Genomic DNA, 26,766 nt, shown 5'->3' with positions numbered 1-26,766 from the left:
GACCGTTACTCCGCAGCCACGCGAATGCCGGTGGGCGTGATGGGGAACAGGCAGATCACGGTGGTGCCGCGATCCTTGCCGGTTTCGATGCGCACCGAGCCGCCATGAAGCTCGACAAAGCTCTTCACCACCGACAGGCCAAGGCCGGCACCACGCCGCCGCCCGCCATTGACGCGCGGCTCGAAGCGGCGGAACACCGTGTCGAGGATTTCCGGCGGCATGCCGGGACCGTCGTCATGAACCGCAAACTCCACGCCCTGCGCCATCTGCCGGCAGGTGAGCGCCACGGTGCTGCCCTCCGGCGCATAGTTGGCCGCGTTGCTGAGCAGATTGTAGAGGATCTGGCGAATGCGCGTCTCGTCGCCGTGAAAGCTCTTCGGCGCCTGGGCGATGTCAACGGTCAGGCGGATGCGATGCTCGTCCAGCCGGTCGGCGACCAGCTCGGCGGCGGCGGCGATGGTGCGGTCGATGCGCACCTCGGCCACCTCCAGCTCCATGATGCCGGCATCGACGGTAGCCAGGTCGAGAATGTCGTTGACGATGGTCAGGAGCACCGCGGACGACGAACCGATATGCTCCAGATATTCGCACTGGCGCTGGGTCAGCGGCCCGGTGGCAGGTAGCGACAGCAGTTCGGTGAAGCCGATGATGTTGGTGAGCGGCGAGCGCAGCTCGTAGGAGACGTGCTGGACGAAGTCGTTCTTGAGCTGGTCGGCCCGCTGCAGCGCCTCGTTCTTGTCCTTCAGCGCGCGCTCGACATTCACGCTGTCGGTGACGTCGACAAAGGTGATCATCACCTGGCCGTTGGGCAGGTGGATGACGGCGTAGCGCAGCACCGTGCCGTTGTGGAGCTCGGTCTGGCCGCGGCCGTTGCGGCGCTCTTCATCGAAGCCGGTAACCGCTGCGACGAAGCTCGCCCAGGGGCTGTCCTTGACGACGGTGTCGCATTGCGCCCGGATGACCGAGATGTGGGTATTGGCGCCCACCAGTTCGGGCGACAGGCCCCACAGGCTGACGAAGGCCGGGTTGGACAGGCGGATGCGCCCGTCAGGACCGAACACGGCCACACCCTCGGTGAGGTTGTCGAGCGTCTCGCCCTGCACGCGCACGGCGGCATTGTAGCGGCTTTCCAGGTTGATGCGCTCGGTCAGGTTCTCGAACACCCAGGTGACGCCGCCCTTGGGCTGCGGATTGGCGATGACGCGCAGGGTGCGGCCGTCGGGCAGGTGCCACCAGTGTTCCTGCGGCTCGACCGCGCGGTAGGCGCCCAGCAGGTTTTCCTTCCAGCGCCGCCATTCCGGCTGTTCGGCGATCTTGCCTTCGCTGCGCAGCCGGTCGAGCAGCAGCGCATTGTCGGGCGCGCTGTCGAGGAAGCCGACGTCGAGGTCCCACAGCTTCTGGAACGCCTGGTTGAAGAAGCGCAGCTTCTCCTGGTCGTCGAAGATCGCCACCGCGGTGTTGAGCTGGTCCAGCGTGTCGGCGTGGCTGCGCACGGCGCGCTCATATTCCTCGCGGATCGTCTCGATGCCGCTCATGTCGACGGCGATGCCGGCGGCGCCCTCGGGGCCGGCGAAATCGGTGACGGCAAACATCTTGCGGTCGCCGCCGATCACCGTCGACAGGGTCTGCTCGAACAGCTGATGCGTGGCGTGCTTCTGCGCGATCGCCTCGCGCGCCGGCGTGCCGAGAAATTCCTTGCCCTCGCGCAGCACCGCCTCGGGCGTCGCGGCCTCCACCGCGTCGGCATAGGCGCGGTTGACCCAGCGCAGCCGGCCATCGGCACTGCGCAGCCAGAACGGCATCTTCAGCGCATCGACCAGCCCGATCATGTTGTCGTGGTCGGCGGCAAGCCGCTGGTTCTCCAGCTTCAGGCGCACCTGTTCGCGCTGGGCCACCGACAGCGAGACGAAGCGGACCAGCGTGTGCGACGGCGTCTTGCGGCCCTGCACCTCCAGCGGCGCGCCGGTATGCGTCTCCACCGCGAGATCGAACTGGGCGCCCTTTTCGCGCAGGCCGGCCACCGCGCGGTCGAGCGCGGCTGCCGCGCGCGGCGTCAGCCAGCGGCCGAATGCCAGGAACGCCGCCCGGTCTTCCGGCGCGCCGACATCCACCGGCAGCGAGCCGACCAGTTCGGGCTTCTGCTTCTCGCTGGCCCAGACCACGATGCGCTGGTCGCGCAGGTTGAGAAGGGCGTCCGACCGCTGCAGCGCGGCGTTGAGATCGGCCACACGGGCGCGCAGCGCGACGTTGTCGGCCGAGATTTTGGCCCGCTCGCGGATCAGCACGATCGCCGACAGCAGTGCCGCTCCCATGACCCCGACGAAGACGGCCATCTGCATGACTTCGACCACGCCGACCGGCAGGCTGGCCGACCTGGCCGATGCGGCGGCTTCAGCCAGCGCCGGATCGGCCCGCAACAGGCCGTAAAGGGATGTCGCGGCCATAAGAGCGCCGGCAAACGGCCGCGCGAGCAGGCCGGTTCGCCGGCCTTGCGCCACGCGCCCTTGGCTGTTTGAATCCCTGTGGCCGCCGGAGACGGCCTGTCCCGCCCGAAGCGGGTTTTCCCCCGGCATGTCCTGTTCCTCTCGCCGCGTGAATGCAAGACCGACCGCCCTTGCGCCTGCCCTCCCCGCCCGGAGCCCAAAGCGTTGCGAATCAAGAACACAATAGCCGCTGGTGGAATCGACGTGAAGGAGCTGCGGCAGCAAAAAGAAAACCGGACGAAGTCAATCGCCCGGTATCAATATATTGTGTATTGGTTAATTTAGATCAGTATCTGTAGTGTTCAGGCTTGAACGGACCCTGCGGCGTCACGCCGATATAGGCGGCCTGATCGTCCGAAAGCTCGGTCAGCTTGGCGCCGAGCTTGTCGAGATGCAGCCGGGCGACCTTCTCGTCGAGGTGCTTGGGCAGCACATAGACCTCGTTCTTGTACTGGCCGCCCTTGGTGAACAGCTCGATCTGCCCCAGCACCTGGTTGGTGAAGGAGGCCGACATCACGAAGCTCGGGTGGCCGGTGGCGTTGCCGAGGTTGAGCAGGCGGCCTTCCGAGAGCAGGATCATGCGCTTGCCATCCGGGAAGGTGATCATGTCGACCTGCGGCTTGACGTTGGTCCACTTCAGGTTGCGCAGCGCCGCGACCTGGATCTCGTTGTCAAAGTGGCCGATGTTGCCGACGATGACCATGTCCTTCATCGCCCGCATGTGGTCGAGGGTCACGACATCCTTGTTGCCGGTTGTGGTGATGACGATGTCGGCGGTCGGCGCGGCGTCTTCCAGCGTGACCACCTCGAAGCCGTCCATGGCCGCCTGCAACGCGCAGATCGGGTCGACCTCGGTAACTTTTACGCGCGCGCCGGCGCCCTTCAGCGAAGCGGCCGAGCCCTTTCCGACGTCGCCATAGCCGCAGACGACGGCCACCTTGCCGGCCATCATCACGTCGGTGCCGCGGCGGATGCCGTCGACCAGCGATTCCTTGCAGCCATACTTGTTGTCGAACTTCGACTTGGTGACGCTGTCGTTGACGTTGATGGCCGGGAAGGGCAGCAGGCCCTTCTTCTGCAACTGGTAGAGGCGGTTGACGCCAGTGGTCGTCTCCTCGGTCACGCCGCGGATCGCCTCGCGCTGCTTCGTGAAGAAGCCCGGCGTGGCGGCCATGCGCTTCTTGATCTGCGCGAACAGGATCTCTTCCTCCTCGCTGCCGGGCTTGGACAGCACGTCCTCACCGGCCTCGGCACGCGCGCCGAGCAGGATGTACATGGTGGCGTCGCCGCCATCGTCGAGGATCATGTTGGAGGTGCCGCCATCGGCCCACTGGAAGATCCTGTCGGTGTATTCCCAATATTCCTCAAGCGTCTCGCCCTTAACGGCGAAGACCGGAACGCCTGCTTCAGCGATGGCCGCGGCGGCGTGGTCCTGGGTGGAGAAGATATTGCACGAGGCCCAGCGAAGGTCGGCGCCGAGGGCCTTCAGCGTCTCGATCAGCACCGCAGTCTGAATGGTCATGTGCAGCGAGCCGCTGATGCGGGCGCCCTTCAGCGGCTGCTTCTCGCCGAACTCCTCGCGGCAGGCCATCAGGCCCGGCATTTCGGTTTCGGCGATCTCGATTTCCTTGCGGCCCCAGCCGGCAAGCGAAAGATCGGCAACGATATGGTCCTTGCTACCAGACATGACATGCTCCGATGAACGGTTTTTCGACGTGCGCCGCCCGACGATCAGGCACGCAACTATGGCTGGCTGCCTAGCAGATTGCCGGACCCTCGACAATGGGACATAAAGAAATCTTTATCCCTGCATATGCGGCAGGGAGCCGTTCAGCATTCCTCGCCGAAGCGGTCGGCGACCAGGTCGGCCAGCGCGTTCACCGCCTCGTGGGCATCGGGGCCGGTTGCCGTGACGCGGATGCTGCAGCCGGGACTGGCCGCCAGCATCATCAGGCCCATGATCGAGGTGCCGCCGACCTTCACGCCATCCTTCTCGACCTCGACCGCGGCCTGGTAGCCACCCGCCACCTGCACGAACTTGGCCGAGGCGCGGGCATGGAGCCCACGCTGGTTGACGATTGTCATTTCACGGCTGACGGCGCCGGCGTCGGAAGGCAGGTCGGTCATTTGGTGCTCAACAGCTGGCTGGCCACATTGATGTATTTGCGACCGGCGGCCTGCGCCTCGTCAAGCGCCAGCATCATGTTGTCGCTCTTGCGCACGCTGGTGAGCTTGATCAGCATCGGCAGGTTGACGCCCGCGATCACCTCCACCCGGCCCGCTTCCATCACCGAAATGGCCAGGTTGGACGGGGTGCCGCCGAACATGTCGGTCAGCACCACCACGCCGGAGCCGGTATCGGTACGGGCCACGGCGGCGATGATGTCGCGGCGACGCTGTTCCATGTCGTCGTCCGCGCCGATGGCGATGGTGGCGAAGTTTTCCTGGGGTCCGACGACGTGCTCCACGGCGTTGCGGAACTCCTCGGCCAGCCGACCGTGCGTAACGAGCACGAGTCCGATCATTCTGCTTTGGCTCCCGTCATGACTTGTTCACGAGCGCAATGAATTTTGGCCACATCAATCGCCTTGGCCGGGCAGCGAAGCGCTATCTTGTCGAGGCGGGTGGCGTTTACAAGCCCTAAAACACTTTGGCGAGGACCATTTTGCCGCACAGTGTCACGTGTTTTCGACACTTTTCATGCGAAGGGCGACAGCGAAAGTCGAGCGGCGATTGCCAGCAGCGCGGGTCCGGCGTCGCGCTCGCGAACCGCCACAAGCGGCAGCCGACAGCCGGATATCTCTTCGAATGCATCATCAGGAAGCCGCTCCAGGCGATCCGCCGGCACCAGCCGCACCGCAAGGTCGATCACGGCGGCCGGTTCGACCTCCAACGGTGTCGGGCCGACGCCGTAGACCTCGACCAGCCCGCAGATGGTGGCGGGCGCCCGGCACAGCAGCCGACCGCCATGCGCCGACGCAAGGACCTGATCGTCGGCGACCAGCCGCGCCAGCCGGCCGCTTTCGCGAAAACGCGAGATGAGCGCCAGCGCCAGCGTGCTCTTGCCGGAGCCGGAGGGCCCGAGGATCAGTATGCCGCGCTCGCCCAGCACCAGCGCAGTGCCGTGCAGGTTCGTTGGGGCCGCCACAGGCTCAGGCCTCGGCCGGCAGGGTCAGGGTGAAGCGCGCGCCCCTGATGTCGCCCGGCTTGGCGCCGGGGATGTTTTCCGCCGTCAGGGTTCCGCCATGTGCCTCCACGATCTGGCGGCTGATGGACAGGCCCAGCCCCGAATTCTGGCCGAAGGCCTCGCCGGAGGGGCGGTCGGTGTAGAAACGCTCGAAGATGCGGTCGATGTTGTCGGCGCGGATGCCGGGCCCGTTGTCGTCGACGGTGACGATGTTGAACTTGCCGGCGCGCTCGAGCGTGATGGTGATGCGTCCTGTGCCCTCCGGCACGAAGGAGCGGGCGTTCTCGATCAGATTGGTGATGACCTGGCCGATGCGCAGATCGTGGCCGAGGGTGAAATAGCCCTTCGCGCCCTGGGGCAGCTTCTCGGCCTTGAACTCGATGTCGACCTTGCGCTTGTGGCGGCCGGCGTCCTGGGACACGGCCACCAGGTCGCCGATCAGCTTCTTCAGGTCGACCTTGCCGGAATCCTCGCGCACCAGCTCGGCATCGAGCCGCGAGGCGTCGGAAATGTCGGTGATCAGCCGGTCCAGCCGCCTCACGTCGTGCTGGATGATTTCCATGAGGCGGTTGCGCGAGGCCTCGTTGCGGGCGAGCGGCAGGGTTTCCACGGCGCTGCGCAGCGAGGTGAGCGGGTTCTTCAGCTCGTGCGACACGTCGGCCGCGAAGCTCTCTATGGCCTCGATGCGGGCATAGAGCGCATTGGTCATGTCGCGCACCGCAATGGAAAGATTGCCGATCTCGTCCTGGCGGTCGGAGAAGTCCGGGATCTCCTCGCGGCTTTTGACCCCGCGCCGCACGCGCACCGCCGCCGCCGACAGCCGGCGCAGCGGATTGGCGATGGTGGACGCCATCAGGATCGACAGGATGGCATTGACCAGCGCCGCCACGCCGAAGACGCGCAGGATGGCCTTGCGCTCGGCAGCGACGATCTTGTCGATGTCGCCGCCCTCCGTCGACAGCATCAGCACGCCGAGCACGGCGCGGAAGCGCTGGATCGGAACGGCGACGGAAACGATCTGCTCGCCCTGCTCGCTGACCCGCACCACCGTGGACGGGCTGCCGGTCAGCGCGCTCATGACCTCGGGAAAGGCCGCGCCGTTGCCGCCGGGCTGTTCCTTGTAGACGGGCAGGTCGGCATTGCGGAACAGGTCGAATACAAACTTCTCGATCCGCTCGGTCAGGCCGGGGGCCTCTTCCTGCACCGAGGGCAGATCGTAGCGCAGGATCTGGCCGCGCGAGTAAAGATGGCGCGAATCCAGAAGCAGGTTGGCGTCGCGGTCATAGATGCGGGCGCGCGTGCGCGTGGGCGAGATCAGGCGGCGCAGGACCGGCGCGACGCGCTCGGGATTGATGGGAAAGTCGAGGCTGTCGAGTTGGTCGGAGCTGGGGCCGAGGGCCTCGCCGGCCTGGAGCTCCAGAAGCTTCTCCGGATCGATGCTGATGGAGTCCGTCTCCACCGTGGCGGAAGAGGCGATGGCGCCGGCGATGATCTCACCCTGCGTCATCAGGCTTTCCACGCGCGCATCGATGAGGCCGTCGCGGAAGGTGTTCAGATACAGGATGCCTACCACCAGCACCCCGAGCGCCACCAGGTTGAGGAACAGGATGCGGCGGGTGAGGCTGGAGAAGATGTGGTGGCCGAGGAAGCGCCGCATCGGCACGGTGATCCGCGACAGCAGGCGCGGCAAGGGGCCGCGCGACCTTCGCGGGGCCGTCACCGGTTTCTGCAGCTCGATTTCCATAGCCATTCAGGCATTACCTCAGGCGCGCGGCTCCGCCAACCCGGGCCCGTTCACTTGCCGCCTCCCTACACCTCGCGGAAGCGGTAGCCGACGCCGTACAGGGTTTCGATCATCTCGAAATCCTCGTCAACGGCCTTGAACTTCTTGCGCAAGCGCTTGATGTGGCTATCGATGGTGCGGTCGTCAACATAGACCTGCTCATCATAGGCCGAATCCATCAGCGCATCACGGCTTTTCACGACGCCGGGGCGCTGGGCAAGCGCATGCAGGATGAGAAACTCGGTGACCGTCAACGTCACCGGCTCGCCCTTCCAGGTGCAGGTGTGCCGCTCCTGGTCCATCACCAGCTGGCCGCGTTCAAGCGAGCGGGCCTGTTGGTTGGGCGCCTTGGCCGCGGCATCCCGCGCGCTCGCCCTTCGCAGCACCGCCTTGACGCGCTCGACCAGCAGGCGCTGCGAAAAAGGTTTGCGGATGAAGTCGTCTGCGCCCATCTTGAGCCCAAACAGCTCGTCGATCTCGTCGTCCTTGGAGGTCAGGAAGATCACCGGAAGGTCGGTCTTCTGGCGCAGGCGGCGCAGCAGCTCCATGCCGTCCATGCGCGGCATCTTGATGTCGAGGATGGCGAGGTTCGGCGGACGCGCCGTCAGCCCCTCCAGGGCGGAGGCGCCGTCGGTATAGGTTTCGACACGATAGCCTTCCGATTCCAGCGCGATCGAGACCGAAGTCAGAATGTTGCGGTCGTCGTCGACAAGCGCGATTGTTGCCATTTCAAGCGGCTCCCTCATGGGCTTGTGTCCCTAGTCCTGTAGCGGAGAGCGCTTTTGCAGGACAAATTAGGTACAAAATGTGGCACAGAAACCGGCGCTTGTCACAGAAAGCCTGCGCTTTTCCATATCTAACAACGGTTTGGCGGCCGCATCTGTCGATGCGATGGGCATCCCTCTGCCAACATAGGAAGCCGCAACCCCGCTGTGCAACCCTTCCAGTCAAAAGAGTTTTAAACGATTTAAAATATTTTCAAAATCTTTAAATCGATTAATTGTTTGATATCAATAATCTTTTCTGGTTCAGGCGGGGTTCGTCCTGCATAATGCGGGCGATTGAGGTTCGGCGAACTGTCCGGCCATTGGCAGCAACGCGTATTTAGAGGATCGCCGAATGACCGAAATCGGCAAACGTAACCCGTCGCACGGCATCGACAAGCACGGCCTGAAAACCTCGGGCAAGGTGCACTACAATTTCGGCGCCGCCGCGCTTTACGAAGAGGCATTGCGCCGCGGCGAGGCCAAGCTGACCGCGCATGGCGCGCTGGTGGCCGAGACCGGCCAGCACACCGGCCGCTCCGCCAAGGACAAGTTCGTGGTGCGCGATGCGGCCACCGAGCCGCATGTCTGGTGGGACAACAACAGGCCGCTATCGGTCGAGAATTTCGACGTGCTGCTGGCTGATTTCGTCGCCCACGCGGCCGACAAGGACCTGTTCGTGCAGGATCTGGTCGGAGGCGCCGACGCGGCGCAGCAACTGCCGGCGCGCGTCATCACCGAATACGCCTGGCACTCGCTGTTCATCCGCAACCTGCTGATCCGCCCGGAAGCGAACGAACTGGCCGACTTCGTGCCGAAGATGACCATCATCGACCTGCCGTCCTTCCGCGCCGACCCGGCCCGCCACGGCTGCCGCACCGAAACCGTCATCGCCGTCGACCTGACGCGCATGATCGTGCTGATCGGCGGCACCTCCTATGCCGGCGAGATGAAGAAGTCGGTGTTCACCGCGCTCAACTACCTGCTCCCGGCAAGGGGCGTGATGCCGATGCACTGCTCGGCCAATGAAGGGCCCAACGGCGACGCCGCCGTCTTCTTCGGCCTTTCGGGCACCGGCAAGACCACTCTCTCGGCCGACCCGTCACGCACGCTGATCGGCGACGACGAACACGGCTGGGGCCCTGAGGGCATCTTCAACTTCGAGGGCGGCTGCTACGCCAAGACCATCCGTCTTTCGGCCGAAGCCGAGCCGGAAATCTTTGCCACCACGCAGCGCTTCGGCACCGTGCTGGAGAACGTGATCCTCGACGAACACCGCGTGCCGGATTTCGATGACGGAAGGCTGACCGAGAACACGCGCTGCGCCTATCCGCTGCACTACATCCCAAATGCCAGCGCCAGCGGCCGCGCCAGCCACCCCAAGAACATCATCATGCTGACGGCCGATGCCTTCGGCGTGCTGCCGCCCATCGCCAAGCTGACCCCGGCGCAGGCCATGTACCACTTCCTTTCGGGCTACACCGCCAAGGTGGCCGGCACCGAAAAGGGCGTGACCGAGCCGGAGGCCACCTTCTCGACCTGCTTCGGCGCGCCCTTCATGCCGCGGCATCCTTCGGAATACGGCAACCTGCTGCGCGAGCTGATCGCAGAGCATGGCGTCGACTGCTGGCTGGTCAACACCGGCTGGACCGGCGGCGCCTACGGCACCGGCAAGCGCATGCCCATCAAGGCCACCCGCGCCCTGCTGTCGGCCGCGCTCGACGGATCGCTGAACAATGCCGAGTTCCGCACCGACGCCAATTTCGGCTTTGCCGTTCCGGTCACGGTGCCGGGCGTCGACAGCGCGATCCTCGACCCGCGCTCGACCTGGGCCGACCGCGAAGCCTATGACCGCCAGGCGGAAAAGCTGGTCGGCATGTTCGTCGACAATTTCGGCAAGTTCGAATCCCATGTCGACTCCACCGTGCTGGGCGCTGCCCCGCGCGTGCAGGAAGCGGCCGAATAGCGTTTCGCACCGCCTTCGAACGGGCCCGGCCAGCGCCGGGCCTTTTCTTTTTGCGCGCGCCGCGCCATCACTGATCCATGAACGCCGACGAAAACATCATCATCGCGCAAGGCGTCGTCATCCGGCCCGACGACATCGAGGAGAGCTTCATCCGCTCCTCCGGCCCTGGCGGCCAGAACGTCAACAAGGTTGCGACGGCGGTGCAGTTGCGCTTCGACGCGCGCAACGCGCCCGGCCTGCCCGAGCGCGTGCGCGAACGCACCATAGCGCTTGCCGGCCAGCGTGCCACCAAGGACGGCGTGATCGTCATCGAGGCCGGCCGCTTCCGCACCCAGGAGCAGAACCGCGCCGACGCCCGCGCCCGGCTGATGGCGCTGGTGGCCAAGGCCGCCGAGCCGCCGCCCCCGCCGCGCAAGAAGACAAAGCCGACCAAAGGCTCGGTCGAGCGCCGACTGAAGAGCAAGGCGGGCCGCTCGGTGGTGAAGAAGCTGCGCGGCAAGGTGGAAAACGACTAATCGCCGTCGCGTCGGCTCGATGCCGCCGGTTTCGGGTGGCGGCAACGGCCGTTTCCTGTCACGGCGGCCATTCGACGACCGAAAGGCGGCGCGAACGCAGACGATTTCGTTCCGCTGCGCAGGATCGCGGCCTATCATCGTTCAGAAACCGGATCGGAAAGACCATGCAGGTTCTGCCGAAAGGCGTCAGGCACATTCCGGGCTATCTCGACCGCGCCGCGCAAGGCGCGCTGGTGGAAGACATTCGCGCCGTGGTGCAGGCCGCCCCGCTCTATGTGCCGACCATGCCCGGCACCGGCAAGGAAATGAGCGTGCGGATGACGAATTGCGGTTCGCTCGGCTGGGTGACGGATCGCGAGCGCGGCTACCGCTACCAGCCGACACACCCGCAGACCGGTCTCCCTTGGCCGCCGATCCCCGAGGCGCTGCTGAAAATCTGGCGCGAGGTGTCAGGCTATCCGCATCCGCCGGAAGCCTGCCTGGTCAATTTCTATGCCGAGACCGCGAAGATGGGCCTGCACCAGGACCGCGACGAGGCCGAGTTCGAGGCGCCCGTGGTCTCGGTCTCGCTCGGCGACAGCTGCCTGTTCCGCGTCGGCCAGACGCGGCGCAACGGCCCCACCGTCTCGATCCGGCTGGACAGCGGCGACGTCGTCATGCTCGGCGGCGAAGGCCGGCTGTGCTTCCACGGCGTCGACCGCATCTATCCCGCCACTTCGACGCTGTTGAAGAACGGCGGCCGGATCAATCTGACGCTGCGGCGGGTGACGAAGCCGTGTTGACGATCAAGTCTCGCTCGACCGACGCCCCGGAAGTCCAGGCCTGCAGACCTGCGCGACGCAGTGCGAGGACAAACATCCCCAGAATGACGATCGGAGCGATCGACAGACCGAGGTGGCCTAGCGGTATCATGACCGCAGGCAGGAGCATCGCAGCCGCCAGGAGCACTGTCTCTCCCCTGGAGCTTGCCTCATCCTGTCTCTTGCCTCCTGCCAGAAGGGCAAGCGCGGCTGCAAACAGACCCAGATCGTAGCTGAGCGCATAAGGTGTGATCAGGAACGTGGCGACAAGCAGGAGAATGGCCCGGTCCTGCGCCTCCCTGGCCTTGAAGAAAGCCCATATCGTGACGACAGCGACGGGAACTGCGACCGCCAGATGGAGCAAGAGCGCCATGTCTGCTCCGACCGCCCAGTTCCTGAACATTCCATAGACCGACGGCAGCATGGCCGTGAACGTGCCCTCCAGCTCCCGCATCACGAACGTCTGGTAGGGCATGACCTCGCCCAGATAGCCCTTCCACGTATCGATCCCGAAAAGGCCGGCTGACAGTCCGACCAGCGCCACGGCGGTCATGCCGGCGCTTGCGATCATCGACCACCGGCGCTCCGCCAGGAGCAGGAACGGGAACAACAATCCAAGCTGCGGCTTGATCGTGAGGAAGCCGAGCAGGATCCCCGCAACCACAGGCTTCCTCTCGCGCAGCGCCAGTGCTCCCAGCCCGAGGCCGGCGCACAGATAGCCGTTCTGGGCGACCCAGAAATTGTGGGCAACGAAGGGGCCGACGGCCACCCAGGCCATGACGTTGCCGCGCCCGACAAAGGCGCGCAGCGCCCACACAAAGAAGGCTGCGGTCGAGCCAAGAAACAGCATCATGGCGGCTTCGTAGCCAAAGAAGCCGAGCGGCCACACAAGCAGCAGGTAGTGCGGCGGATAGCTCCAGTTGTGCCAGGGATAGCCTGTCCCGAAAGCGGCCTGGAGGTGCTGGAAATAGTCGGGCTGGGGGCCAAACAAGTCCATCACCTGACCGTTCAGGATCAGTTTGCCCGCCGTCCAGTAATTGGCGAAATCCTTGTCCGCAAATCCCGAAAGAGTTTCCGGCGAAAGAAAAGCTTTGATGACGAACGCCGCGTGTATGGAAACCAATACGGCTGCAGAAATTGCAACGAGTCGATAGACCGGGTCGAGTTTTCGTAGGTCATGCATTGGCATAGCGTCTCCAAGGCATGAGCACGCTTGCCGAAATTCTTTAAGGAAGCGCAAACAGAAGTGGCTTCGGCCCGGTCACAGCTTTCTCAGCGCCACTTCCACCACCCGGTGGTCCGCTCCCTTGCGCAGGATCAGGTCGGCGCGCGGGCGCGTGGGCAGGATGTTCTCGCGCAGGTTCTTCAGGTTGATGTTGCCCCACAGCCCCTCGGCGATGGCGCGGGCGGCGTCTTCCGAAAGCTGCGAGTAGCGGTGGAAGAAGGACTCCGGATTGCGGAAGGCGGTCTGCCGCAGCTTCATGAAGCGCTTGATGTACCAGGCGTGGATCAGCTCTTCCTCGGCGTCGATATAGATCGAGAAGTCGAAGAAATCCGACAGGAAGGGCACGAACTTGCCGTCCTTCGGCAGGTCGCGCGGCTGAAGCACGTTGAGGCCCTCGAAGATGAGGATGTCGGGGCGGTCGACGGTGACGTATTCGCCCGGCATCACGTCATAGGTCAGGTGCGAATAGAGCGGCGCGCGCACATTGGGCTCGCCCGACTTGATCGCCGACAGGAAGCGCAGCAGCGCGCCGACGTCGTAGCTGTCGGGAAAGCCCTTGCGCTCCATCAGGTTCTCGCGCCGCAGCACCTCGTTGGGGAGCAAAAAGCCGTCGGTGGTGACCAGATCGACCTTGGGGGTGGAGGGCCAGCGCGCCAGCAGTTCCTTCAGCACGCGCGCCGTGGTCGACTTGCCCACCGCAACCGAGCCTGCCATGCCGATGATATAGGGTGTCTTGGCGACCTCGTCGGAGCCGAAGAAGGCCTTGCGCTGGCGATAGAGAAGCTGGCTCGCCTCGACATGGGCCGACAGCAGTCGCGACAGCGACAGATAGATGCGGCGCACCTCGTCGAGGTCGATCGGGTCGTAAAGCGAACTCAGCCGCTGGACTTCGTCTTCCGTCAGCGTCAGCGGCGTGTCGGCGCGGAACTCCGCCCAGCGCTCCGCCGTGAAGAACCGATAGGGCGAGTATTTTACGGTCGGAGCGAGCTGATCCATCGCTTGGCCCTAATCCTGGCTGCGGGATGCCTTCTCGGCGACGCCGGATTGGGTCGTCCGCCGCTGCAATTCCTCCAGCACGTCCGACAGCGGCACGCCCGCGATCGTCAGCACGACGAGCCAATGATAGAGGAGATCGGCGCTTTCAGAAACGAGCTCGCCGGTATCGCCCTTGACCGCGGCGATGACGGTTTCGACAGCTTCCTCGCCAAGCTTCTGGGCGGCTTTCTCCATGCCGCGCGCAAAAAGCTTCGCGGTCCAGGAATTGGCATCGCCGGAGCGGGCCCGCTCGGCAACGATGCGTTCGAGATCGTCGAGGGAAAAACCGGTCATTCGCGCATCCGCGTCTCGGTTGGAAGGATCAGGCGGCATTGTCGAGCCGCACGGGCAGCCCTGCTTTTGCCATGTGCGCCTTGGCCTGCGCAATGGTGTAGGTGCCGAAATGGAAGATCGAGGCGGCCAGCACGGCTGTTGCGTGCCCGTCGCGAATGCCTTCGACCAGATGGTCAAGCGTGCCGACACCGCCCGAGGCGATGACCGGCGCGCGCACCGCATCGGCCACCGCGCGGGTGAGAGCTATGTCGTAGCCGGCCTTGGTGCCGTCGCGGTCCATGGAGGTGAGCAGGATTTCGCCGGCGCCCAGATCGACCACCTTGCGGGCGAACTCGATCGCATCGATGCCGGTCTTCTCGCGGCCGCCATGGGTGAAGATCTCCCAGCGGTCGCCCTCGCCCGGCGCGGACACTTTTTTCGCGTCGATGGCAACCACGATGCACTGGTTGCCGAACTTGTCGGCGGCTTCAGCAATGAAATCGGGGTTCTTCACCGCCGCCGTGTTGATCGACACCTTGTCGGCCCCGGCCAGCAGAAGCTTGCGGATGTCAGACACCTGGCGCACGCCGCCGCCCACAGTCAGCGGCATGAAGCACTGCTCGGCCGTGCGCGCGACGACGTCGAAAATGGTCTCGCGATTGTCGGACGAGGCGGTGATGTCGAGGAAGCACAACTCGTCCGCGCCGGCGGCGTCATAGGCCTTGGCCGCCTCGACCGGGTCGCCGGCATCGATCAGGTCGACGAAGTTGACGCCCTTGACGACGCGGCCGTCCTTCACATCCAGGCAGGGGATTACGCGGGCTTTGAGGGTCAAAGGACGGCCTCCTTTTCTATTTGCGCGTCCTCGCCGCTGCGCGGCTGCGGGCGACGCGGGCCGCCCTTGACGTCCAGACAGGGAATTACGCGGGCTTTGAGGGTCATGGACGTTCCTCGAACAATGCGGGTTCGGGCTTCAGTTCGCCGCGCAAAATGGCCAGCGCCTCGGCGGGGTCGATACGCCCGTCATATAGTGCACGGCCGGAGATCGCGCCTTCGAGCTTTTGCGCATCGGGCATGGTCATGCGCACGATGTCGGCTATGGAGGCCAGGCCGCCCGAGGCGATGACGGGGATGGACACCGCCTCGGCAAGGTCGATGGTGGAGTTCCAGTTGATGCCGGCCAGCACGCCGTCGCGGTCGATGTCGGTGTAGATGATGGCGGCGACGCCGGCGCCCTCGAATTTCTTCGCCAGCTCGATGACGCCGAGGCTCGAGGCTTCCGCCCAGCCCTCGACCGCGACCTTGCCGCCCTTGGCATCGATGCCGACGGCGACCTTGCCGGGGAAGAGCCGGCAGGCTTCCTTCACCAGTTCGGGATCGCGCACCGCGACCGTGCCGAGGATGACGCGGGCGAGCCCCTTGTCCAGCCAGCTTTCGATATGGGCGAGCGTGCGGATGCCGCCGCCAAGCTGCACCGGGTTCCTGGTCGCCTTCAGGATCGCCTCGACGGCCGCGCCGTTGACGCTCTCGCCGGCGAAGGCGCCGTTGAGGTCGACCACATGCAGCCACTCAAAACTTTGTTCCTCGAAGGCGAGCGCCTGTGCGGCGGGATCGGTGTTGTAGACGGTGGCCTGCTGCATGTCGCCGAGCTTCAGGCGCACGCACTGGCCGTCCTTGAGGTCGATGGCCGGGAAAAGAATCATTGGGCTAAACCCCTTCGACGATGGAAAAATGCGCGGTCGAGGCGGCAAGCCGGTGCTTCAGCGCTTCCTGGTATTCGGGCGAGTTGTAGCAGGCCAGCGCCTGCTCGTAGCTTTCGAACTCGATGATGACGTGGCGCTGGCCGGTCGGCCCTTCAGGATCGTCATGCCGGCCGCCGCGAACGAGAAAACGCGCGCCGTATTTCTCGAAGGCCACCGCATTGGCCGCGACATAGCGCGAATAGACCTCCGGGTCGGTGATGTCGACCATCGCGATCCAATAGCCCTTCTTGCTCATGGCTTCCACCTCAGGAAGTTGGCGATGAGAGCAAGGCCAAGCGCCTGGCTTTTTTCGGGGTGGAACTGCGTGCCGGCGAGATTGCCCTTGGCCACGGCCGCGGTGATCGGGCCGCCATAGTCGGCCTCGGCCAGCACGTCCTGCGGATTAGTCGCAGCAAGATGATAAGAGTGCACAAAATAGGCGTGCAGACCGCCCTCACCCGTGCGGATTCCTTCGAACAGCGGGTGCGAATGTTTCACGTGAATCGTGTTCCAGCCGATCTGCGGGATTTTTAGCGAAGGGTCGGCCGGCGTCATTTCCTTCACGTCGCCGGCGATCCAGCCGAGGCCTCGCGTGACCGTCTTTTCCAGCCCGCGCTCGGACATCAGCTGCATGCCGACGCAGATGCCGAGGAACGGACGGCCGCGCCCGATTGCAACCTCCTCGATCGCCTCGACCATGCCCGGCACCGCGTCGAGCCCGGCGCGGCAATCGGCATAGGCGCCCACGCCCGGCAGCACGATGCGATCGGCGCTGCGCACTCGCTCGGCATCGGCGGTCAGCTCGATCTCGGCGCCCGCGCCGCTTTCGCGCGAGGCGCGTTCGAACGCCTTGGTGGCCGAGCGCAGATTGCCCGAGCCGTAGTCGATGATGGCAACCCGCATATCAGGCCCTTCCCGGATAGTTCAGCAGACCGAGCGCAGGGCCCGTCGGCCCGGGCCGCGCCGGAGCCCGCGGCGGCGTGTCGGCCAAGGGGGCGGCCGCTTCGCCATTGCCGTTTCCGACCTCGTCCAGATAACGCATTTCCGCGTCCTGGGCACTGTTGGCTTCCACGACACCCCACTCGCGCCAGCCGCGCCGGCGCAGCGCGGCGATGCGCAGTGCCGCGCCTTCGAGGCCGAAATATATGGAGACGAGCAGCGACAGAAGCGAGCCGGCCACCTCGTAGCCGGCGAGCTTGCCCAGTGCCGCCAGCGCGAGCGCAACGGCGAAGTAGAGCAGCGTCTCCACCCAGAGGCGGTGCCATAGCAGCCAAAACGGCGTCACGAGGAACGCGAGCAGCGAAAAGCCGTCGCGCACCAGCACGGCGCGCTCCGAAGCGGCGGAGGCGCTTCGCGTCGGCGGTTCAAGCACGACAAAGGCGGCCATAGCGTCAGCCTTTCAGCGAACCCTTGGTGGAAGGCACGGCGTTTGGCTGGCGCGGGTCGGTTTCCAGCGCCATGCGCAGCGCCCGCGCCACCGCCTTGAAGCAGGTCTCGGCAATGTGGTGGTTGTTGGCGCCGTAATGGTTGGTCACATGCAGCGTTATGCCGGCATTCTGCGCGAAAGCCTGGAAGAACTCGCGCACCAGCTCGGTGTCGAACGTGCCGATCTTGGGCGCGGAGAAGGCCACGTTCCAGACCAGGAACGGCCGGCCGGACACGTCGATCGCCGCGCGGGTCAGCGTCTCGTCCATGGCCAGGTCGATCGAGGCATAGCGCACGATGCCGCGCCGCTCGCCCAGCGCCTTGGCCAGCGCCTGGCCCAGCACAATGCCGGTGTCTTCCACCGTGTGATGGTCGTCGATGTGCAGGTCGCCTTTGGTGCGCACGGTCATGTCGATCAGCGAATGGCGCGACAGCTGGTCGAGCATATGGTCGAAGAAGCCCACACCGGTCGAAATGTCGGACCGGCCGGTGCCATCGACGTCGATGGACACGGCGATCTCGGTTTCCTTGGTCTTGCGGCTGACTTCGGCGGCACGAGCGCTCATGGAGCTGTTCCCTTGCGGTTCCTTACGTAAATCGCGATCCTTCTAACAGCATGGCGGTGCGATTGCCAGTTGCATCGGCGCCTTCGGTCGGCCGCTTTTGCAGACCCTTTGCAATCGCCCGACCGGCGCATACATATGTTGCCAATATTCCTCGTACCGCGCCAATCGCCTTTCAGGGATAGTGCGAAATCGGAGCCATTTATGTCCAATGAATTGACCATGCACGCCACCACAATCGTGACCGTGCGCAAGGGCGGCAAGGTGGTGATCGCCGGCGACGGCCAGGTGAGCCTTGGCCAGACCATCATGAAGGGCAATGCCAAGAAAGTGCGCCGCCTGGGCAAGGGCAACGTGATCGCAGGCTTTGCCGGCGCCACGGCCGACGCCTTCACCCTGCTGGAGCGCCTCGAAACCAAGCTCGAGCAATATCCCGACCAGTTGACGCGCGCCTGCGTCGAGCTCGCCAAGGACTGGCGCACCGACCGCTACCTGCGCCGGCTGGAAGCGATGATGCTGGTGGCCGACAAGAACGTGTCTCTGGCGCTGACCGGCACCGGCGACGTGCTGGAGCCCGAACACGGCGTCATGGCCATCGGCTCGGGCGGCAACTATGCGCTGGCCGCCGCGCGCGCGCTGATGGACACAGACAAGTATGCGGAGGAAATCGCTCGCAAGGCGATGGAGATCGCCGCCGACATCTGCGTCTACACCAACCATAGCTTCGTCGTCGAAACGCTGGACGCGGCCTGAGGTGCCGGCCGAATACAGCTTCCGGCCGCTGACGGGCAAGGACATGCCCCTCCTCGCCCGCTGGCTCGCCGAGCCGCACATGGCGGCGTGGTGGGGCGACGCAGCCGCCGCCCTGGAAGAGATCCGCGAACACATCGACAGCATTTCGGTGGAGCCGTTCATCGTCGAGCTCGACGGAAAGCCGATCGGCTACATCCAGAGCTGCGACCCGCATCTGGAGGACGACCACCCCTATGCAGACCAGCCTTTCGGCATGCTGGGCATCGATGTTTCCATCGGCGTGCCCGAATTTTTGGGCAAGGGGCACGGCGCGGCGATCGTCAGGCAGTTTGCGGAGATGCTTTTCGAGGAGGGCGCGCCGCGCGTCATCATCGATCCGCACCCGGACAATCTTCGCGCCATCCGCGCCTATGAGAAGGCAGGCTTCCGCCAGCTTGGCCGCCGCACATCCGTCTATGGCGAAGCCATGCTGATGGTGCTGGACGAGGAAGGAAGCGCCCAATGAGCATGATGGCGGCCGGCAAGGCCGCGCATCGGCGGATTTCCTTGCCAGCAGGCATGGCTATCGTGGCCGTGCTGATCGCCGCGCAGGCGCTGATCCTCTACCTGATGGGCCGCCTGCCGGTCTGCGAATGCGGCTATGTGAAGCTCTGGCACGGCGTCGTCCAGAGCTCGGAGAACTCGCAGCACATCGCCGACTGGTACACCTTCTCGCACATCATCCACGGCTTCCTGTTTTACATGCTTGCCTGGCTGGTGCTGCCCGGCCGGTCGATCTTGCTCAGGCTGGGGCTGGCGCTTTTCGTGGAAGGTGCCTGGGAGATCATCGAGAACAGCGACTTCATCATCAACCGCTATCGCGAAGAGACGATCTCGCTCGACTATTTCGGCGACAGCATCGTCAATTCGGTGTCCGACACGCTGGCCATGGTGCTGGGCTTTGTGATGGCCGCACGGCTACCTATATGGATCGTCGTGACCCTCGCCCTCGTCTTCGAAATTGGCGTCGGCTACCTTATCCGGGACAATCTGACACTCAACGTGATCATGCTGCTGCATCCGTTCGAGTTCATCAAGCAGTGGCAAAACGGGTTGTAGTAAGATCATGAGCACTTTTTCCCCGCGCGAAATCGTTTCGGAACTCGACCGCTACATCATCGGCCAGAAGGAGGCGAAGCGCGCCGTTGCGATTGCGCTGCGCAACCGTTGGCGCCGCCAGCAGCTCGACGGGCAGATGCGCGAAGAGGTGATGCCCAAGAACATTCTCATGATCGGGCCCACCGGCGTCGGCAAGACCGAAATCTCGCGGCGGCTGGCCAGGCTTGCCGGCGCGCCCTTCATCAAGGTCGAGGCCACCAAATTTACCGAGGTCGGCTATGTCGGCCGCGACGTGGAGCAGATCGTGCGCGATCTGGTCGAGGCGGCTATCGGCCTGGTGCGCGAGAAGATGCGCGAGGACGTCAAGGCGCGCGCCCATCTGAACGCCGAGGAGCGGGTGCTGGAAGCGCTGGTGGGCAAGACCGCCAGCCCGGCCACGCGCGATTCCTTCCGCAAGAAGCTGCGTGATGGTGAGTTGGACGACAAGGAGATCGAGATCGAGGTGGCCGACACGAGCACCCCGATCGGCGGCTTCGAGATCCCCGGCATGCCCGGCGCCAGCGTGATGAACATAGGCGACATGCTGTCGAAGGCGATGGGCGGCGCGCGCACCAAGACGCGCAAGACCACGGTGAAGGACTCCTACGCCCTGCTGATAAACGACGAATCCGACAAGCTGCTCGATCAGGAAGAGGTGGTGCAGCGGGCGCTGACTGCGACCCAGGATGACGGCATCGTCTTCCTCGACGAGATCGACAAGATCGCGGCGCGCGAGGGCGGCGTGGGCGCCGGCGTCTCGCGCGAGGGCGTTCAGCGCGACCTGCTGCCGCTGGTCGAAGGCACGACTGTAGCGACCAAATATGGGCCGGTGAAGACGGACCACATATTGTTCATCGCTTCGGGCGCGTTCCACGTGGCCAAGCCCTCCGACCTGCTGCCCGAGTTGCAGGGCCGCCTGCCGATCCGCGTGGAGTTGCGGGCGCTGGACAAGGACGACTTCAAGCGCATCCTGACCGAGACCGAGGCGAGCCTGATCAAGCAGTATATCGCGCTGATGCAGACCGAGGGCGTGACGCTCGAATTCACCGACGATGCCATCGACGCGCTGGCCGGCATTGCAGTGGAGCTGAACGCCAGCGTGGAAAACATCGGCGCGCGCCGGTTGCAGACCGTAATGGAGCGGGTGCTCGACGAGATCTCCTATGACGCGCCGGACCGCTTCGGCACCACGATCAAGATCGATGCGGCCTATGTCGAAAAGCAGGTCGGCGACCTTTCGCGCAACACCGACCTGTCGCGCTTCATCCTCTGAGGCTCGCCCCGCCGCCTGTCACGGGCGGCGCGGTCAATCGCCAAGAAAAGCGCTCGACACCCTCGGGCGCTTTTCCTAATTTGCGCGCCTCGTGCCTTTCAGAAACGTCCCGGCGACTGATGAATAAATCTCCCCTCGTGGCCTTGGTGCTTGCTCTGGTATGCGGTGTCCCGCCCGCATCCGCCCAGATCGTCGTGCCGACTGGAAACCGCAATGTCGAACAGCCGCCGGTGCCGGGGGCCTCGTCAAAGCGCACCCAGGCCGGCAAGACCAGCTTCGACGCCAAATATCGCAAGATCTACGCGCTTCTGAAGAACGACGCCGGCTTGCGGGGCAAGATCCGTGAGGTCGCGGCGGAGTACCGGCTTGATCCCATTCACATCGTCGGCGCCCTGGTGGGCGAGCATACCTACAATGTCGATGCCTATGACCGGCTGCAGACTTATTATGTGAAGGCGGCGTCCTATCTGCTGAGCGGCCTTAGCTTCCGCCACAATGGCGAGGACATTACCGATTTCGTGCAGCGGCCCGAGTTTTCGACCTGCGCCGACAAGTCCGACAGCAACGACCTGTGGACCTGCCGTGAAACCGTGTGGGACCGGCAGTTCCGCGGCAAGACCGTCGGCGGCACCAGCTTTCCCGACAATCGCTTCAGCGCCACCTTCTTCCAGCCGCTCTATGCCGGCCAGACCTTCGGCATCGGCCAGCTCAACCCGCTGACCGCGCTCAAGGCGAGCGACCTCGTGCATCGCGTGTCCGGCCTGCCCAAGCTCGATGCCAGCCGGCCCAACCAGGTCTACGAGACAATCATGGATCCGGACCTGACCGTCCCCTATGTCGCGGCGACCATCAGGATGTCGATCGACGCCTATCGCGACATCGCCGGCTTCGACATTTCCAAAAATCCCGGCCTGACGGCGACGCTCTACAATGTCGGCAACCCCGAGGCCCGCGCCCATGCGCTGAAGGCCGAGAACCAACAGCGGCAAAGCGAGGGCCTGGAGGAAAAGCTGCCGCAGGAAAATTATTACGGCTGGCTGGTCAACGACAGACTGTCCGAACTGCAGGCGCTGTTTTAGTGCACTCTTGCCCTGCCTCTGATGGAGAGTTCGGCCTCAGGATACCCAGGAGACCAAGGGAAGTCGCTTGATTAAGTCAAACGGGTGGCTTGGTTATGGTGCCTTGATGAAACACCATCTGCCATCGAGCTCCTGTGTGCTTCCAAATGGAACTCCGCAAAGCATGCCACTCTCGCCCCTGACGTTCTGTCCGCCTGGTGCGGTAGGTGAGAAGAACCGCGCCGTCTGAGATAAAGGTCAAGGAATAGTCGAACGCGTTCAGTTCGCTATCATCATTGCTGTCCTGCTCTTGCGCCAGCAGATCGATGACTTCATCTCGTTCATACACCGCACCTGAACTTCCGAACTCCACAAACCCTTCGGCAAGAAGATCCTGGACCGCCTGTCTTGAGCGACGCACCTCTGGGCGGTGCAGCGCCTCTTCGAGCGAGCGAATTTCGTCAATCTCAACGGTGAAGCGGGTCATTGCTACGGTCCTACCTAAGCCTGGACTACGACGCCCAACAAAGCGTACGGCGCGACTTGTCAGAATGCAAACTAACCTCGCCACACTCCGCCGGTGGTATAGTTCGGCAGGACAAAACCGCCCAGCTCAGCGCCGGCGCGCCTTTTCCACCTGCGAGATCAGGCTGCCGAGATCGTCCTCGTCGAGCCGGCCGATGTTCTCGGCCAGCAGGTTGGCAAGCTCGGTCGCCGCCGGCGACAGCTCGGAAGTGTCGATCACCACGCGCGGATGCGAGCTTTCGGCCAGCCGCTGCAGTTCCTCCGCATCGTCCCAGATCACGTTGAAATAGCCGATGATCTTCTGCAGCAATGCCCAGGTCGGCGCTCCGCGCTTGCCGTGCTCCAGCGCCGAGAGATAGGCGGCGCTGACGCCGATCGCGGCGGCCATGTCCTTCTGGCTGACGCGCCTTTCGCGCCGCAACTGCTGCAGCTTCTGGCCGAACGGGGTCATGGCCTGGCCACCGGATGGCGGCGCAGCCTGATATAGAGCGCGCCGGCGCCGCCGTGCTTGCGGGCGGCATGGTCGTGGCTGCTGACCAGCACGCGGAATGGCGGCGTGGCCAGCCAGCCCGGCACAGCGCGCCGCAGCACCCCCTCGCCGCCCGAGGACGAGCCCTTGCCGGTAATGACCAGCACATAGCGAACGCCGCCGGCATAGGCGCGGCCGAGGAAGGACAAGAGCAGCGAATAGGCCTCTTCCTGCGTCATGCCGTGCAGGTCGACGCGGCCCTCGATGGGCAGCCGGCCCTTGGCGAGCTTGTCATGCGTCTGGCTGTCGAAGGAATGGGTGACCGTCAGGCGCGGCTTGGCGGGGGCAGCGGGCGCCGGTTTCGCGGTGGGTTTTTCGGCTGCCATGGCCTGTTCCATGGTCATTGCAGGCTCTGGCGGCAGTTCCACCGCCATGCGGCCCTTCAGCGGCGTGGTCGACCGCGCAACCAGGCTCCACAGCACGCGGTCCTCGTCGCTCAGCGGCTTGCCGCGCCCGCCGCTCACGACACGACTCCACTGGCCAGCCCGCGCGGGAGCAGCGCGAAGAAGTCGGCCGCATTGCGAACCACCCCGGCAATCTCGCCCGCGGCAAAGCCGGAGCCTGCAAACAGGTCGCCGCGCGCCGGCCCGGTGATGGCCGAGCCGGTGTCCTGCGCGATCATCAGGCGCCGGAACGGCGCGCCGTCGAAGGCCGTAAGGGTCGGCGCATCGATGAAGAAGGGCGTGCCGAAAGTGTGCAGCAGCCGGTCGACGGCAATGGAGCGGCCGGGCGTCAGCGGCACCTTGGCGGCGGCAATCGGCCCGAGTTCCGCTTCCTCGACGGCCGCCTCGCGGAAGAAGATATAGGACCTGTTGCGCCACAGGATCTCGTTCACCCGGTGCGCGTTGGCCTTGAACCAGGCGCGGATCGACTGCATCGTGACCTTTTCCGGCGGGATTTCGCCGAGTTCGGCCAGAACCCCGCCCGGGCCAGTGAAACGCTGGCCGGTTTTCGCGGCATAGGTGACGCGCCGCATCGATCCGTCGGTCATGAGGAGACGGGCGGCCCCCTGCACATGGACGAAAAACGCGTCGACCGGATCTGCCAGCCAGGCGATCTCCAGCCCTTGCCCCGCCAGCGCCCCCTGCTCTATTGCCGGCCTGTCGAAATATTCGACCAGGCCTTGCGGCGCCTGCCGCGCGAAGGCGAGATAGGGGTCCATGCCGGCCGGGCGGTTGGCATCCTCCACGTCTACCAGGTCGGCGGGCCGCGCCAGCAGCGGCACGGAAAAGCGGTCCGTTCTTGCGGGGGAAGCCTCAACCTCCGGCTCATAGAAGCCGGTGACGAAACCGGAGGGCCTGTCGTCGGGAATTATGCGCGCCGGGACAAAATGCCGTTGGAAGAACGCCTTGGCATCCCCGCCTTCGCAGGCGCGCGCATCGGCATAGGCATCGGCAAAGGCTGAAAATTCAACGCCAAGCGCGCCGGTGCGATAAGGCTTGCTCAGGACATGAAAGGCCGAGCGCCGGAAGGCGGCATAGGCACCTTCATGGTGGTCCCGGCTCCAGCCGGGCACCTCATCAAACGAAACGATTTGGAAAACAGGCGATAGCGCCACCGGCCCGGCCCCCGCCCGGCGATCATTCTTCTTCTTCGGTCGCCACGAGCTTCCAATTGGGATCGCGCGAGCGGGTGTCGCGGGCGAAAGTCCACACATCCTTCACCTCGGCCACGGTCTCGGGATCGCCATCGATCACCTCGCCGGCCTTGTCGCGCGTGGCCGAGATCAGTTCGCTGACGATCCGCAGCGTCAGGTGCGCCTCGCTGCCCTTCATTTCCGCGCTGACGATGTCGGCCTTGTCAATGCCGACGAAGGAGGACTGGATCCGTTCGGAACGGGCCTCGCGATCCGAGATCGCCGCGACGAAGCCATCGTAGACCTCGCGCGAAAGCAGGTTCTTGAGCGTCTTGCGGTCGCCGTCGGCATAGGCCATCACGATCATCTCGTAGGCCATTTTGGCGCCTTCGACGAAGCCCCTGGGGTCGAAGGAAGGGTCGGCGTCCTTGATGGCGCGCAGGCCCTTGTTCAGATCGGTGTCGGGCTGGGCCACGGCATCGATTGCCGCATAGGCCTCGTCATTGTCGGCCGACACGCGCTTGCGCGGCAGCGAAACGACGTTCTCCGACTTCGCCGCGGCATCCTTGTCGCCGGTGCGGCCGGCCGTGTAGGGATCGAAGGGCGGGCGTTCGTTTCCAGTGCGGCGCCCGAGCACGTTGCGCAGCTGGAAGAAGATCACGACGGCCGCGATCAGAAAGAACAGTGTGCCGAAGTCGAAAAATTCCATATCTTCCGCCATACAATCCCGTGTCTTGCGCCCGACTTTTGAGCCGCCGGGAGCCGACATCGTGCCCGCCCGCCGTAATTCCGCGCCTTAGCCATGCATATAGAACGCGGGCAGCCCGCATTCAAATTAAAGGCATGCATACCTATCTATCGTATAATGTGCCAGCATGGGTGCAGGCATTTTGCGGGCAATCTAACACAGGCTGGTCAGTGCGCGTCTCCTCCCTCCCCTTCTTCCTGCTTTTGCTTCCGTTGATCGAGATCGCTGGTTTCGTCATCGTCGGCCGCCAGATCGGCGTGTTTCCCACCCTCGCACTCACCGTGGCCACCAGCGTGGCCGGCGGAATGCTGCTCCGCCATCAGGGCTTTGGCGTCATGGCGCGCATCCGCAACGAGGTGGCGGCGGGCCGGGACCCCAGCCGCGAGCTGGCGCATGGCGTGATGATCATGCTGGCCGGCCTTCTGCTGCTCATTCCGGGTTTTTTCACCGACATCATCGGCATCCTGCTTTTCCTGCCGCCGGTGCGCGACCTGGGCTGGAATTTCCTGCGCCGGCGCATCGATTTCACCGTGGACTATGGCTTCATGGGCGGTTTTTCGCGCCGGCCCGGAGACGGCAAGACCATCGATCTCGACGAGGACGATTATTCCCGCGAGGCCGATCCGCGCTCGCCCTGGCGGCGGATCCGCGACGAGTGAGGCTGTTTGCGCGCTTCTGCGCAAAACCTTGTCTTGACATAAAGGCCATGCTAGCCAACGCTCGATTTCAATCCGGGCCGCCGGGCGGCTGAATGGAAGAGGAAATGGCTGATGGCCAACAATGAGAACCAGCCGGTGGGCAACGGAAACGGCACCAGCGTGCAGCCCACACTCAACGTACTCGCGCAGTATGTGAAAGACCTGTCCTTCGAGAGCCCGGGCGCGCCCAACTCGCTTCGCGGCCGCGACAAGGCCCCAGGCATCAACATCAATGTGAACGTCAACGCCAATCCGCTGTCGGAAACGGAATTCGACGTCAACCTGACGCTCTCGGCCAAGGCTGCCTTCGACAGTGACGTGCTGTTCAACGTCGAGCTGGTCTATGGCGGCGTGTTCAAGATCGAGGGCTTCCCGCAGGAGCACATGCTGCCGCTGCTCTTCATCGAGTGCCCGCGCCTGCTGTTCCCGTTTGCGCGCCACATCATCGCCGACGCCACCCGCAATGGCGGCTTCCCGCCGCTGATGCTCGACCCGATCGACTTCGCGCAGATGTTCCAGCAGAAGATCGCCGAAGACCAGGCTGCCGCCAAGGTGCAGGTCAGCTAAAGCATGATCCCGAAAAGTTGCAGACTTTTCGGACAAGATCATGCTTCAAAACCGGTCTAAGACACGGTCGCATCGCTTTCGCAAAAAAACCCGGCCTTGCGCCGGGTTTTCTTTTGGCGGGTCTTTTTCAGCCGGCCTTCG

Annotated in this window: 31 protein-coding genes; 10 read left to right on the top strand and 21 right to left on the bottom strand. The window is 64.5% G+C overall.

The window, feature by feature from the left end:
* Nucleotides 1-5: 5 nt before the first annotated feature.
* The 7 genes from AC3A4H_RS15485 to AC3A4H_RS15455 all read right to left on the bottom strand — a co-directional run bounded on the left by AC3A4H_RS15485 (nt 6) and on the right by AC3A4H_RS15455 (nt 8,181).
* Entirely contained in the window at nt 6-2,573 is a 2,568-nt protein-coding gene (locus AC3A4H_RS15485) for a sensor histidine kinase (RefSeq protein WP_487767477.1), read from the bottom strand.
* 196 nt (nt 2,574-2,769) lie between these two features.
* The gene (gene ahcY / locus AC3A4H_RS15480) at nt 2,770-4,170 is read right to left on the bottom strand and encodes an adenosylhomocysteinase (RefSeq protein ID WP_487767476.1); all 1,401 of its coding nucleotides are present in this window, start codon (nt 4,168-4,170) and stop codon (nt 2,770-2,772) included.
* A gap of 143 nt (nt 4,171-4,313) precedes the next feature.
* The gene (locus AC3A4H_RS15475) at nt 4,314-4,610 is read right to left on the bottom strand and encodes an HPr family phosphocarrier protein (RefSeq protein WP_487767475.1); all 297 of its coding nucleotides are present in this window, start codon (nt 4,608-4,610) and stop codon (nt 4,314-4,316) included.
* Complete coding sequence (locus AC3A4H_RS15470) at nt 4,607-5,008, bottom strand: PTS sugar transporter subunit IIA (protein ID WP_348778790.1); 402 nt, start codon at nt 5,006-5,008, stop codon at nt 4,607-4,609. The genes AC3A4H_RS15475 and AC3A4H_RS15470 overlap by 4 nt, the downstream gene beginning before the upstream one ends.
* 173 nt (nt 5,009-5,181) lie before the next feature.
* A complete protein-coding gene (locus AC3A4H_RS15465; RefSeq protein ID WP_487767474.1) occupies nt 5,182-5,631 on the bottom strand; it encodes an HPr kinase/phosphorylase in 450 nt (149 codons plus the stop codon).
* 4 nt (nt 5,632-5,635) lie between these two features.
* A complete protein-coding gene (locus tag AC3A4H_RS15460) occupies nt 5,636-7,420 on the bottom strand; it encodes a stimulus-sensing domain-containing protein (protein WP_487767473.1) in 1,785 nt (594 codons plus the stop codon).
* Nucleotides 7,421-7,479: 59 nt separating this feature from the next.
* Nucleotides 7,480-8,181, bottom strand: coding sequence for a response regulator transcription factor (locus AC3A4H_RS15455; protein WP_487767472.1), 702 nt, complete (start codon nt 8,179-8,181; stop codon nt 7,480-7,482).
* Between the two features lie 391 nt (nt 8,182-8,572).
* Here AC3A4H_RS15455 and AC3A4H_RS15450 point away from each other — a divergent pair, with 391 nt between their 5' ends.
* The 3 genes from AC3A4H_RS15450 (at nt 8,573) to AC3A4H_RS15440 (ending at nt 11,480) form a co-directional block, all read left to right on the top strand.
* Nucleotides 8,573-10,183: a phosphoenolpyruvate carboxykinase gene (locus AC3A4H_RS15450; protein WP_487767471.1), complete on the top strand. Its 1,611-nt coding sequence runs from the start codon at nt 8,573-8,575 to the stop codon at nt 10,181-10,183.
* A gap of 77 nt (nt 10,184-10,260) precedes the next feature.
* Nucleotides 10,261-10,698, top strand: coding sequence for an alternative ribosome rescue aminoacyl-tRNA hydrolase ArfB (gene arfB, locus AC3A4H_RS15445; RefSeq protein WP_487767470.1), 438 nt, complete (start codon nt 10,261-10,263; stop codon nt 10,696-10,698).
* A gap of 164 nt (nt 10,699-10,862) precedes the next feature.
* Nucleotides 10,863-11,480 carry an alpha-ketoglutarate-dependent dioxygenase AlkB family protein gene (locus tag AC3A4H_RS15440; protein WP_487767469.1) on the top strand — a complete coding sequence of 206 codons (618 nt, stop codon included), beginning with the start codon at nt 10,863-10,865 and terminating at the stop codon, nt 11,478-11,480.
* On the opposite strand, the gene AC3A4H_RS15435 is transcribed toward AC3A4H_RS15440, so the two are convergent.
* From AC3A4H_RS15435 to hisB, 9 genes are all read right to left on the bottom strand, one after another.
* On the bottom strand, nt 11,443-12,681 hold the full coding sequence (locus AC3A4H_RS15435; RefSeq protein WP_487767468.1) for a glycosyltransferase family 87 protein: 1,239 nt from the start codon (nt 12,679-12,681) through the stop codon (nt 11,443-11,445). The two genes, AC3A4H_RS15440 and AC3A4H_RS15435, sit on opposite strands and share 38 nt — an antisense overlap.
* Before the next feature lie 78 nt (nt 12,682-12,759).
* On the bottom strand, nt 12,760-13,719 hold the full coding sequence (coaA, locus tag AC3A4H_RS15430) for a type I pantothenate kinase (RefSeq protein WP_487767467.1): 960 nt from the start codon (nt 13,717-13,719) through the stop codon (nt 12,760-12,762).
* 9 nt (nt 13,720-13,728) lie between these two features.
* Nucleotides 13,729-14,052, bottom strand: coding sequence for a phosphoribosyl-ATP diphosphatase (locus tag AC3A4H_RS15425; protein WP_487767466.1), 324 nt, complete (start codon nt 14,050-14,052; stop codon nt 13,729-13,731).
* Between the two features lie 28 nt (nt 14,053-14,080).
* The gene (hisF, locus tag AC3A4H_RS15420) at nt 14,081-14,866 is read right to left on the bottom strand and encodes an imidazole glycerol phosphate synthase subunit HisF (RefSeq protein ID WP_487767465.1); all 786 of its coding nucleotides are present in this window, start codon (nt 14,864-14,866) and stop codon (nt 14,081-14,083) included.
* A gap of 103 nt (nt 14,867-14,969) precedes the next feature.
* Entirely contained in the window at nt 14,970-15,734 is a 765-nt protein-coding gene (gene hisA, locus AC3A4H_RS15415) for a 1-(5-phosphoribosyl)-5-[(5-phosphoribosylamino)methylideneamino]imidazole-4-carboxamide isomerase (protein WP_487767464.1), read from the bottom strand.
* 4 nt (nt 15,735-15,738) lie between these two features.
* A complete protein-coding gene (locus AC3A4H_RS15410) occupies nt 15,739-16,029 on the bottom strand; it encodes a DUF1330 domain-containing protein (RefSeq protein ID WP_487767463.1) in 291 nt (96 codons plus the stop codon).
* The gene (hisH, locus tag AC3A4H_RS15405; RefSeq protein WP_487767462.1) at nt 16,026-16,676 is read right to left on the bottom strand and encodes an imidazole glycerol phosphate synthase subunit HisH; all 651 of its coding nucleotides are present in this window, start codon (nt 16,674-16,676) and stop codon (nt 16,026-16,028) included. The genes AC3A4H_RS15410 and hisH overlap by 4 nt, the downstream gene beginning before the upstream one ends.
* 1 nt (nt 16,677) lies before the next feature.
* A complete protein-coding gene (locus AC3A4H_RS15400) occupies nt 16,678-17,160 on the bottom strand; it encodes a DUF2628 domain-containing protein (RefSeq protein ID WP_487767461.1) in 483 nt (160 codons plus the stop codon).
* Between the two features lie 4 nt (nt 17,161-17,164).
* On the bottom strand, nt 17,165-17,764 hold the full coding sequence (gene hisB / locus AC3A4H_RS15395; RefSeq protein ID WP_487767460.1) for an imidazoleglycerol-phosphate dehydratase HisB: 600 nt from the start codon (nt 17,762-17,764) through the stop codon (nt 17,165-17,167).
* A gap of 201 nt (nt 17,765-17,965) precedes the next feature.
* Here hisB and hslV point away from each other — a divergent pair, with 201 nt between their 5' ends.
* The 5 genes from hslV (at nt 17,966) to AC3A4H_RS15370 (ending at nt 22,003) form a co-directional block, all read left to right on the top strand.
* Complete coding sequence (gene hslV, locus AC3A4H_RS15390; RefSeq protein WP_487767459.1) at nt 17,966-18,514, top strand: ATP-dependent protease subunit HslV; 549 nt, start codon at nt 17,966-17,968, stop codon at nt 18,512-18,514.
* Between the two features lies 1 nt (nt 18,515).
* Nucleotides 18,516-19,019: a GNAT family N-acetyltransferase gene (locus AC3A4H_RS15385; protein ID WP_487767458.1), complete on the top strand. Its 504-nt coding sequence runs from the start codon at nt 18,516-18,518 to the stop codon at nt 19,017-19,019.
* Nucleotides 19,020-19,072: 53 nt separating this feature from the next.
* A complete protein-coding gene (locus AC3A4H_RS15380; RefSeq protein WP_487767604.1) occupies nt 19,073-19,612 on the top strand; it encodes a DUF2585 domain-containing protein in 540 nt (179 codons plus the stop codon).
* A gap of 7 nt (nt 19,613-19,619) precedes the next feature.
* Entirely contained in the window at nt 19,620-20,924 is a 1,305-nt protein-coding gene (hslU, locus tag AC3A4H_RS15375) for an ATP-dependent protease ATPase subunit HslU (protein WP_487767457.1), read from the top strand.
* 119 nt (nt 20,925-21,043) lie between these two features.
* A complete protein-coding gene (locus AC3A4H_RS15370; RefSeq protein WP_487767456.1) occupies nt 21,044-22,003 on the top strand; it encodes a DUF1402 family protein in 960 nt (319 codons plus the stop codon).
* A 76-nt stretch (nt 22,004-22,079) separates the two neighbouring features.
* Here AC3A4H_RS15370 and AC3A4H_RS15365 read toward each other — a convergent pair whose 3' ends face one another.
* The 5 genes from AC3A4H_RS15365 to AC3A4H_RS15345 form a co-directional block, all read right to left on the bottom strand.
* Nucleotides 22,080-22,469, bottom strand: coding sequence for a nuclear transport factor 2 family protein (locus AC3A4H_RS15365; protein ID WP_487767455.1), 390 nt, complete (start codon nt 22,467-22,469; stop codon nt 22,080-22,082).
* A gap of 126 nt (nt 22,470-22,595) precedes the next feature.
* Complete coding sequence (locus tag AC3A4H_RS15360) at nt 22,596-22,958, bottom strand: helix-turn-helix domain-containing protein (RefSeq protein ID WP_487767454.1); 363 nt, start codon at nt 22,956-22,958, stop codon at nt 22,596-22,598.
* Nucleotides 22,955-23,500: a Smr/MutS family protein gene (locus AC3A4H_RS15355; protein ID WP_487767453.1), complete on the bottom strand. Its 546-nt coding sequence runs from the start codon at nt 23,498-23,500 to the stop codon at nt 22,955-22,957. The genes AC3A4H_RS15360 and AC3A4H_RS15355 overlap by 4 nt, the downstream gene beginning before the upstream one ends.
* Complete coding sequence (mltA, locus tag AC3A4H_RS15350; protein WP_487767452.1) at nt 23,497-24,594, bottom strand: murein transglycosylase A; 1,098 nt, start codon at nt 24,592-24,594, stop codon at nt 23,497-23,499. Before mltA ends, AC3A4H_RS15355 begins: the two co-directional genes overlap by 4 nt.
* A gap of 22 nt (nt 24,595-24,616) precedes the next feature.
* Nucleotides 24,617-25,321 carry a Tim44/TimA family putative adaptor protein gene (locus tag AC3A4H_RS15345; protein ID WP_348778765.1) on the bottom strand — a complete coding sequence of 235 codons (705 nt, stop codon included), beginning with the start codon at nt 25,319-25,321 and terminating at the stop codon, nt 24,617-24,619.
* Between the two features lie 209 nt (nt 25,322-25,530).
* Here AC3A4H_RS15345 and AC3A4H_RS15340 point away from each other — a divergent pair, with 209 nt between their 5' ends.
* Nucleotides 25,531-26,019 (top strand): FxsA family protein, encoded by a 489-nt coding sequence (locus AC3A4H_RS15340; protein WP_487767451.1) that lies wholly within the window; start codon nt 25,531-25,533, stop codon nt 26,017-26,019.
* A 111-nt stretch (nt 26,020-26,130) separates the two neighbouring features.
* Nucleotides 26,131-26,625 carry a protein-export chaperone SecB gene (gene secB / locus AC3A4H_RS15335; RefSeq protein WP_348778763.1) on the top strand — a complete coding sequence of 165 codons (495 nt, stop codon included), beginning with the start codon at nt 26,131-26,133 and terminating at the stop codon, nt 26,623-26,625.
* Nucleotides 26,626-26,766 lie beyond the last annotated feature (141 nt).

It is taken from the genome of Pseudaminobacter sp. Soil_N_29 (assembly GCF_057656055.1).
This window is presented reverse-complemented; position numbering and strand designations above follow the sequence as displayed.

Bases quoted from the DNA above. Each gene is read 5' to 3' on its own strand.
- secB (WP_348778763.1), top strand. From the start codon at position 26,131: ATGGCCAACAATGAGAACCAGCCGGTGGGCAACGGAAACGGCACCAGC.
- AC3A4H_RS15370 (WP_487767456.1), top strand. From the start codon at position 21,044: ATGAATAAATCTCCCCTCGTGGCCTTGGTGCTTGCTCTGGTATGCGGT.
- hisB (WP_487767460.1), bottom strand. From the start codon at position 17,764: ATGAGCGCTCGTGCCGCCGAAGTCAGCCGCAAGACCAAGGAAACCGAG.
- AC3A4H_RS15345 (WP_348778765.1), bottom strand. From the start codon at position 25,321: ATGGAATTTTTCGACTTCGGCACACTGTTCTTTCTGATCGCGGCCGTC.
- AC3A4H_RS15360 (WP_487767454.1), bottom strand. From the start codon at position 22,958: ATGACCCCGTTCGGCCAGAAGCTGCAGCAGTTGCGGCGCGAAAGGCGC.
- arfB (WP_487767470.1), top strand. From the start codon at position 10,261: ATGAACGCCGACGAAAACATCATCATCGCGCAAGGCGTCGTCATCCGG.
- AC3A4H_RS15485 (WP_487767477.1), bottom strand. From the start codon at position 2,573: ATGCCGGGGGAAAACCCGCTTCGGGCGGGACAGGCCGTCTCCGGCGGC.
- AC3A4H_RS15455 (WP_487767472.1), bottom strand. From the start codon at position 8,181: ATGGCAACAATCGCGCTTGTCGACGACGACCGCAACATTCTGACTTCG.
- AC3A4H_RS15440 (WP_487767469.1), top strand. From the start codon at position 10,863: ATGCAGGTTCTGCCGAAAGGCGTCAGGCACATTCCGGGCTATCTCGAC.
- AC3A4H_RS15410 (WP_487767463.1), bottom strand. From the start codon at position 16,029: ATGAGCAAGAAGGGCTATTGGATCGCGATGGTCGACATCACCGACCCG.
- AC3A4H_RS15380 (WP_487767604.1), top strand. From the start codon at position 19,073: ATGGCTATCGTGGCCGTGCTGATCGCCGCGCAGGCGCTGATCCTCTAC.
- AC3A4H_RS15470 (WP_348778790.1), bottom strand. From the start codon at position 5,008: ATGATCGGACTCGTGCTCGTTACGCACGGTCGGCTGGCCGAGGAGTTC.
- hslV (WP_487767459.1), top strand. From the start codon at position 17,966: ATGTCCAATGAATTGACCATGCACGCCACCACAATCGTGACCGTGCGC.
- ahcY (WP_487767476.1), bottom strand. From the start codon at position 4,170: ATGTCTGGTAGCAAGGACCATATCGTTGCCGATCTTTCGCTTGCCGGC.
- hisA (WP_487767464.1), bottom strand. From the start codon at position 15,734: ATGATTCTTTTCCCGGCCATCGACCTCAAGGACGGCCAGTGCGTGCGC.
- AC3A4H_RS15425 (WP_487767466.1), bottom strand. From the start codon at position 14,052: ATGACCGGTTTTTCCCTCGACGATCTCGAACGCATCGTTGCCGAGCGG.
- AC3A4H_RS15475 (WP_487767475.1), bottom strand. From the start codon at position 4,610: ATGACCGACCTGCCTTCCGACGCCGGCGCCGTCAGCCGTGAAATGACA.
- hslU (WP_487767457.1), top strand. From the start codon at position 19,620: ATGAGCACTTTTTCCCCGCGCGAAATCGTTTCGGAACTCGACCGCTAC.
- AC3A4H_RS15400 (WP_487767461.1), bottom strand. From the start codon at position 17,160: ATGGCCGCCTTTGTCGTGCTTGAACCGCCGACGCGAAGCGCCTCCGCC.
- AC3A4H_RS15365 (WP_487767455.1), bottom strand. From the start codon at position 22,469: ATGACCCGCTTCACCGTTGAGATTGACGAAATTCGCTCGCTCGAAGAG.
- hisH (WP_487767462.1), bottom strand. From the start codon at position 16,676: ATGCGGGTTGCCATCATCGACTACGGCTCGGGCAATCTGCGCTCGGCC.
- AC3A4H_RS15450 (WP_487767471.1), top strand. From the start codon at position 8,573: ATGACCGAAATCGGCAAACGTAACCCGTCGCACGGCATCGACAAGCAC.
- coaA (WP_487767467.1), bottom strand. From the start codon at position 13,719: ATGGATCAGCTCGCTCCGACCGTAAAATACTCGCCCTATCGGTTCTTC.
- AC3A4H_RS15460 (WP_487767473.1), bottom strand. From the start codon at position 7,420: ATGGCTATGGAAATCGAGCTGCAGAAACCGGTGACGGCCCCGCGAAGG.
- AC3A4H_RS15435 (WP_487767468.1), bottom strand. From the start codon at position 12,681: ATGCATGACCTACGAAAACTCGACCCGGTCTATCGACTCGTTGCAATT.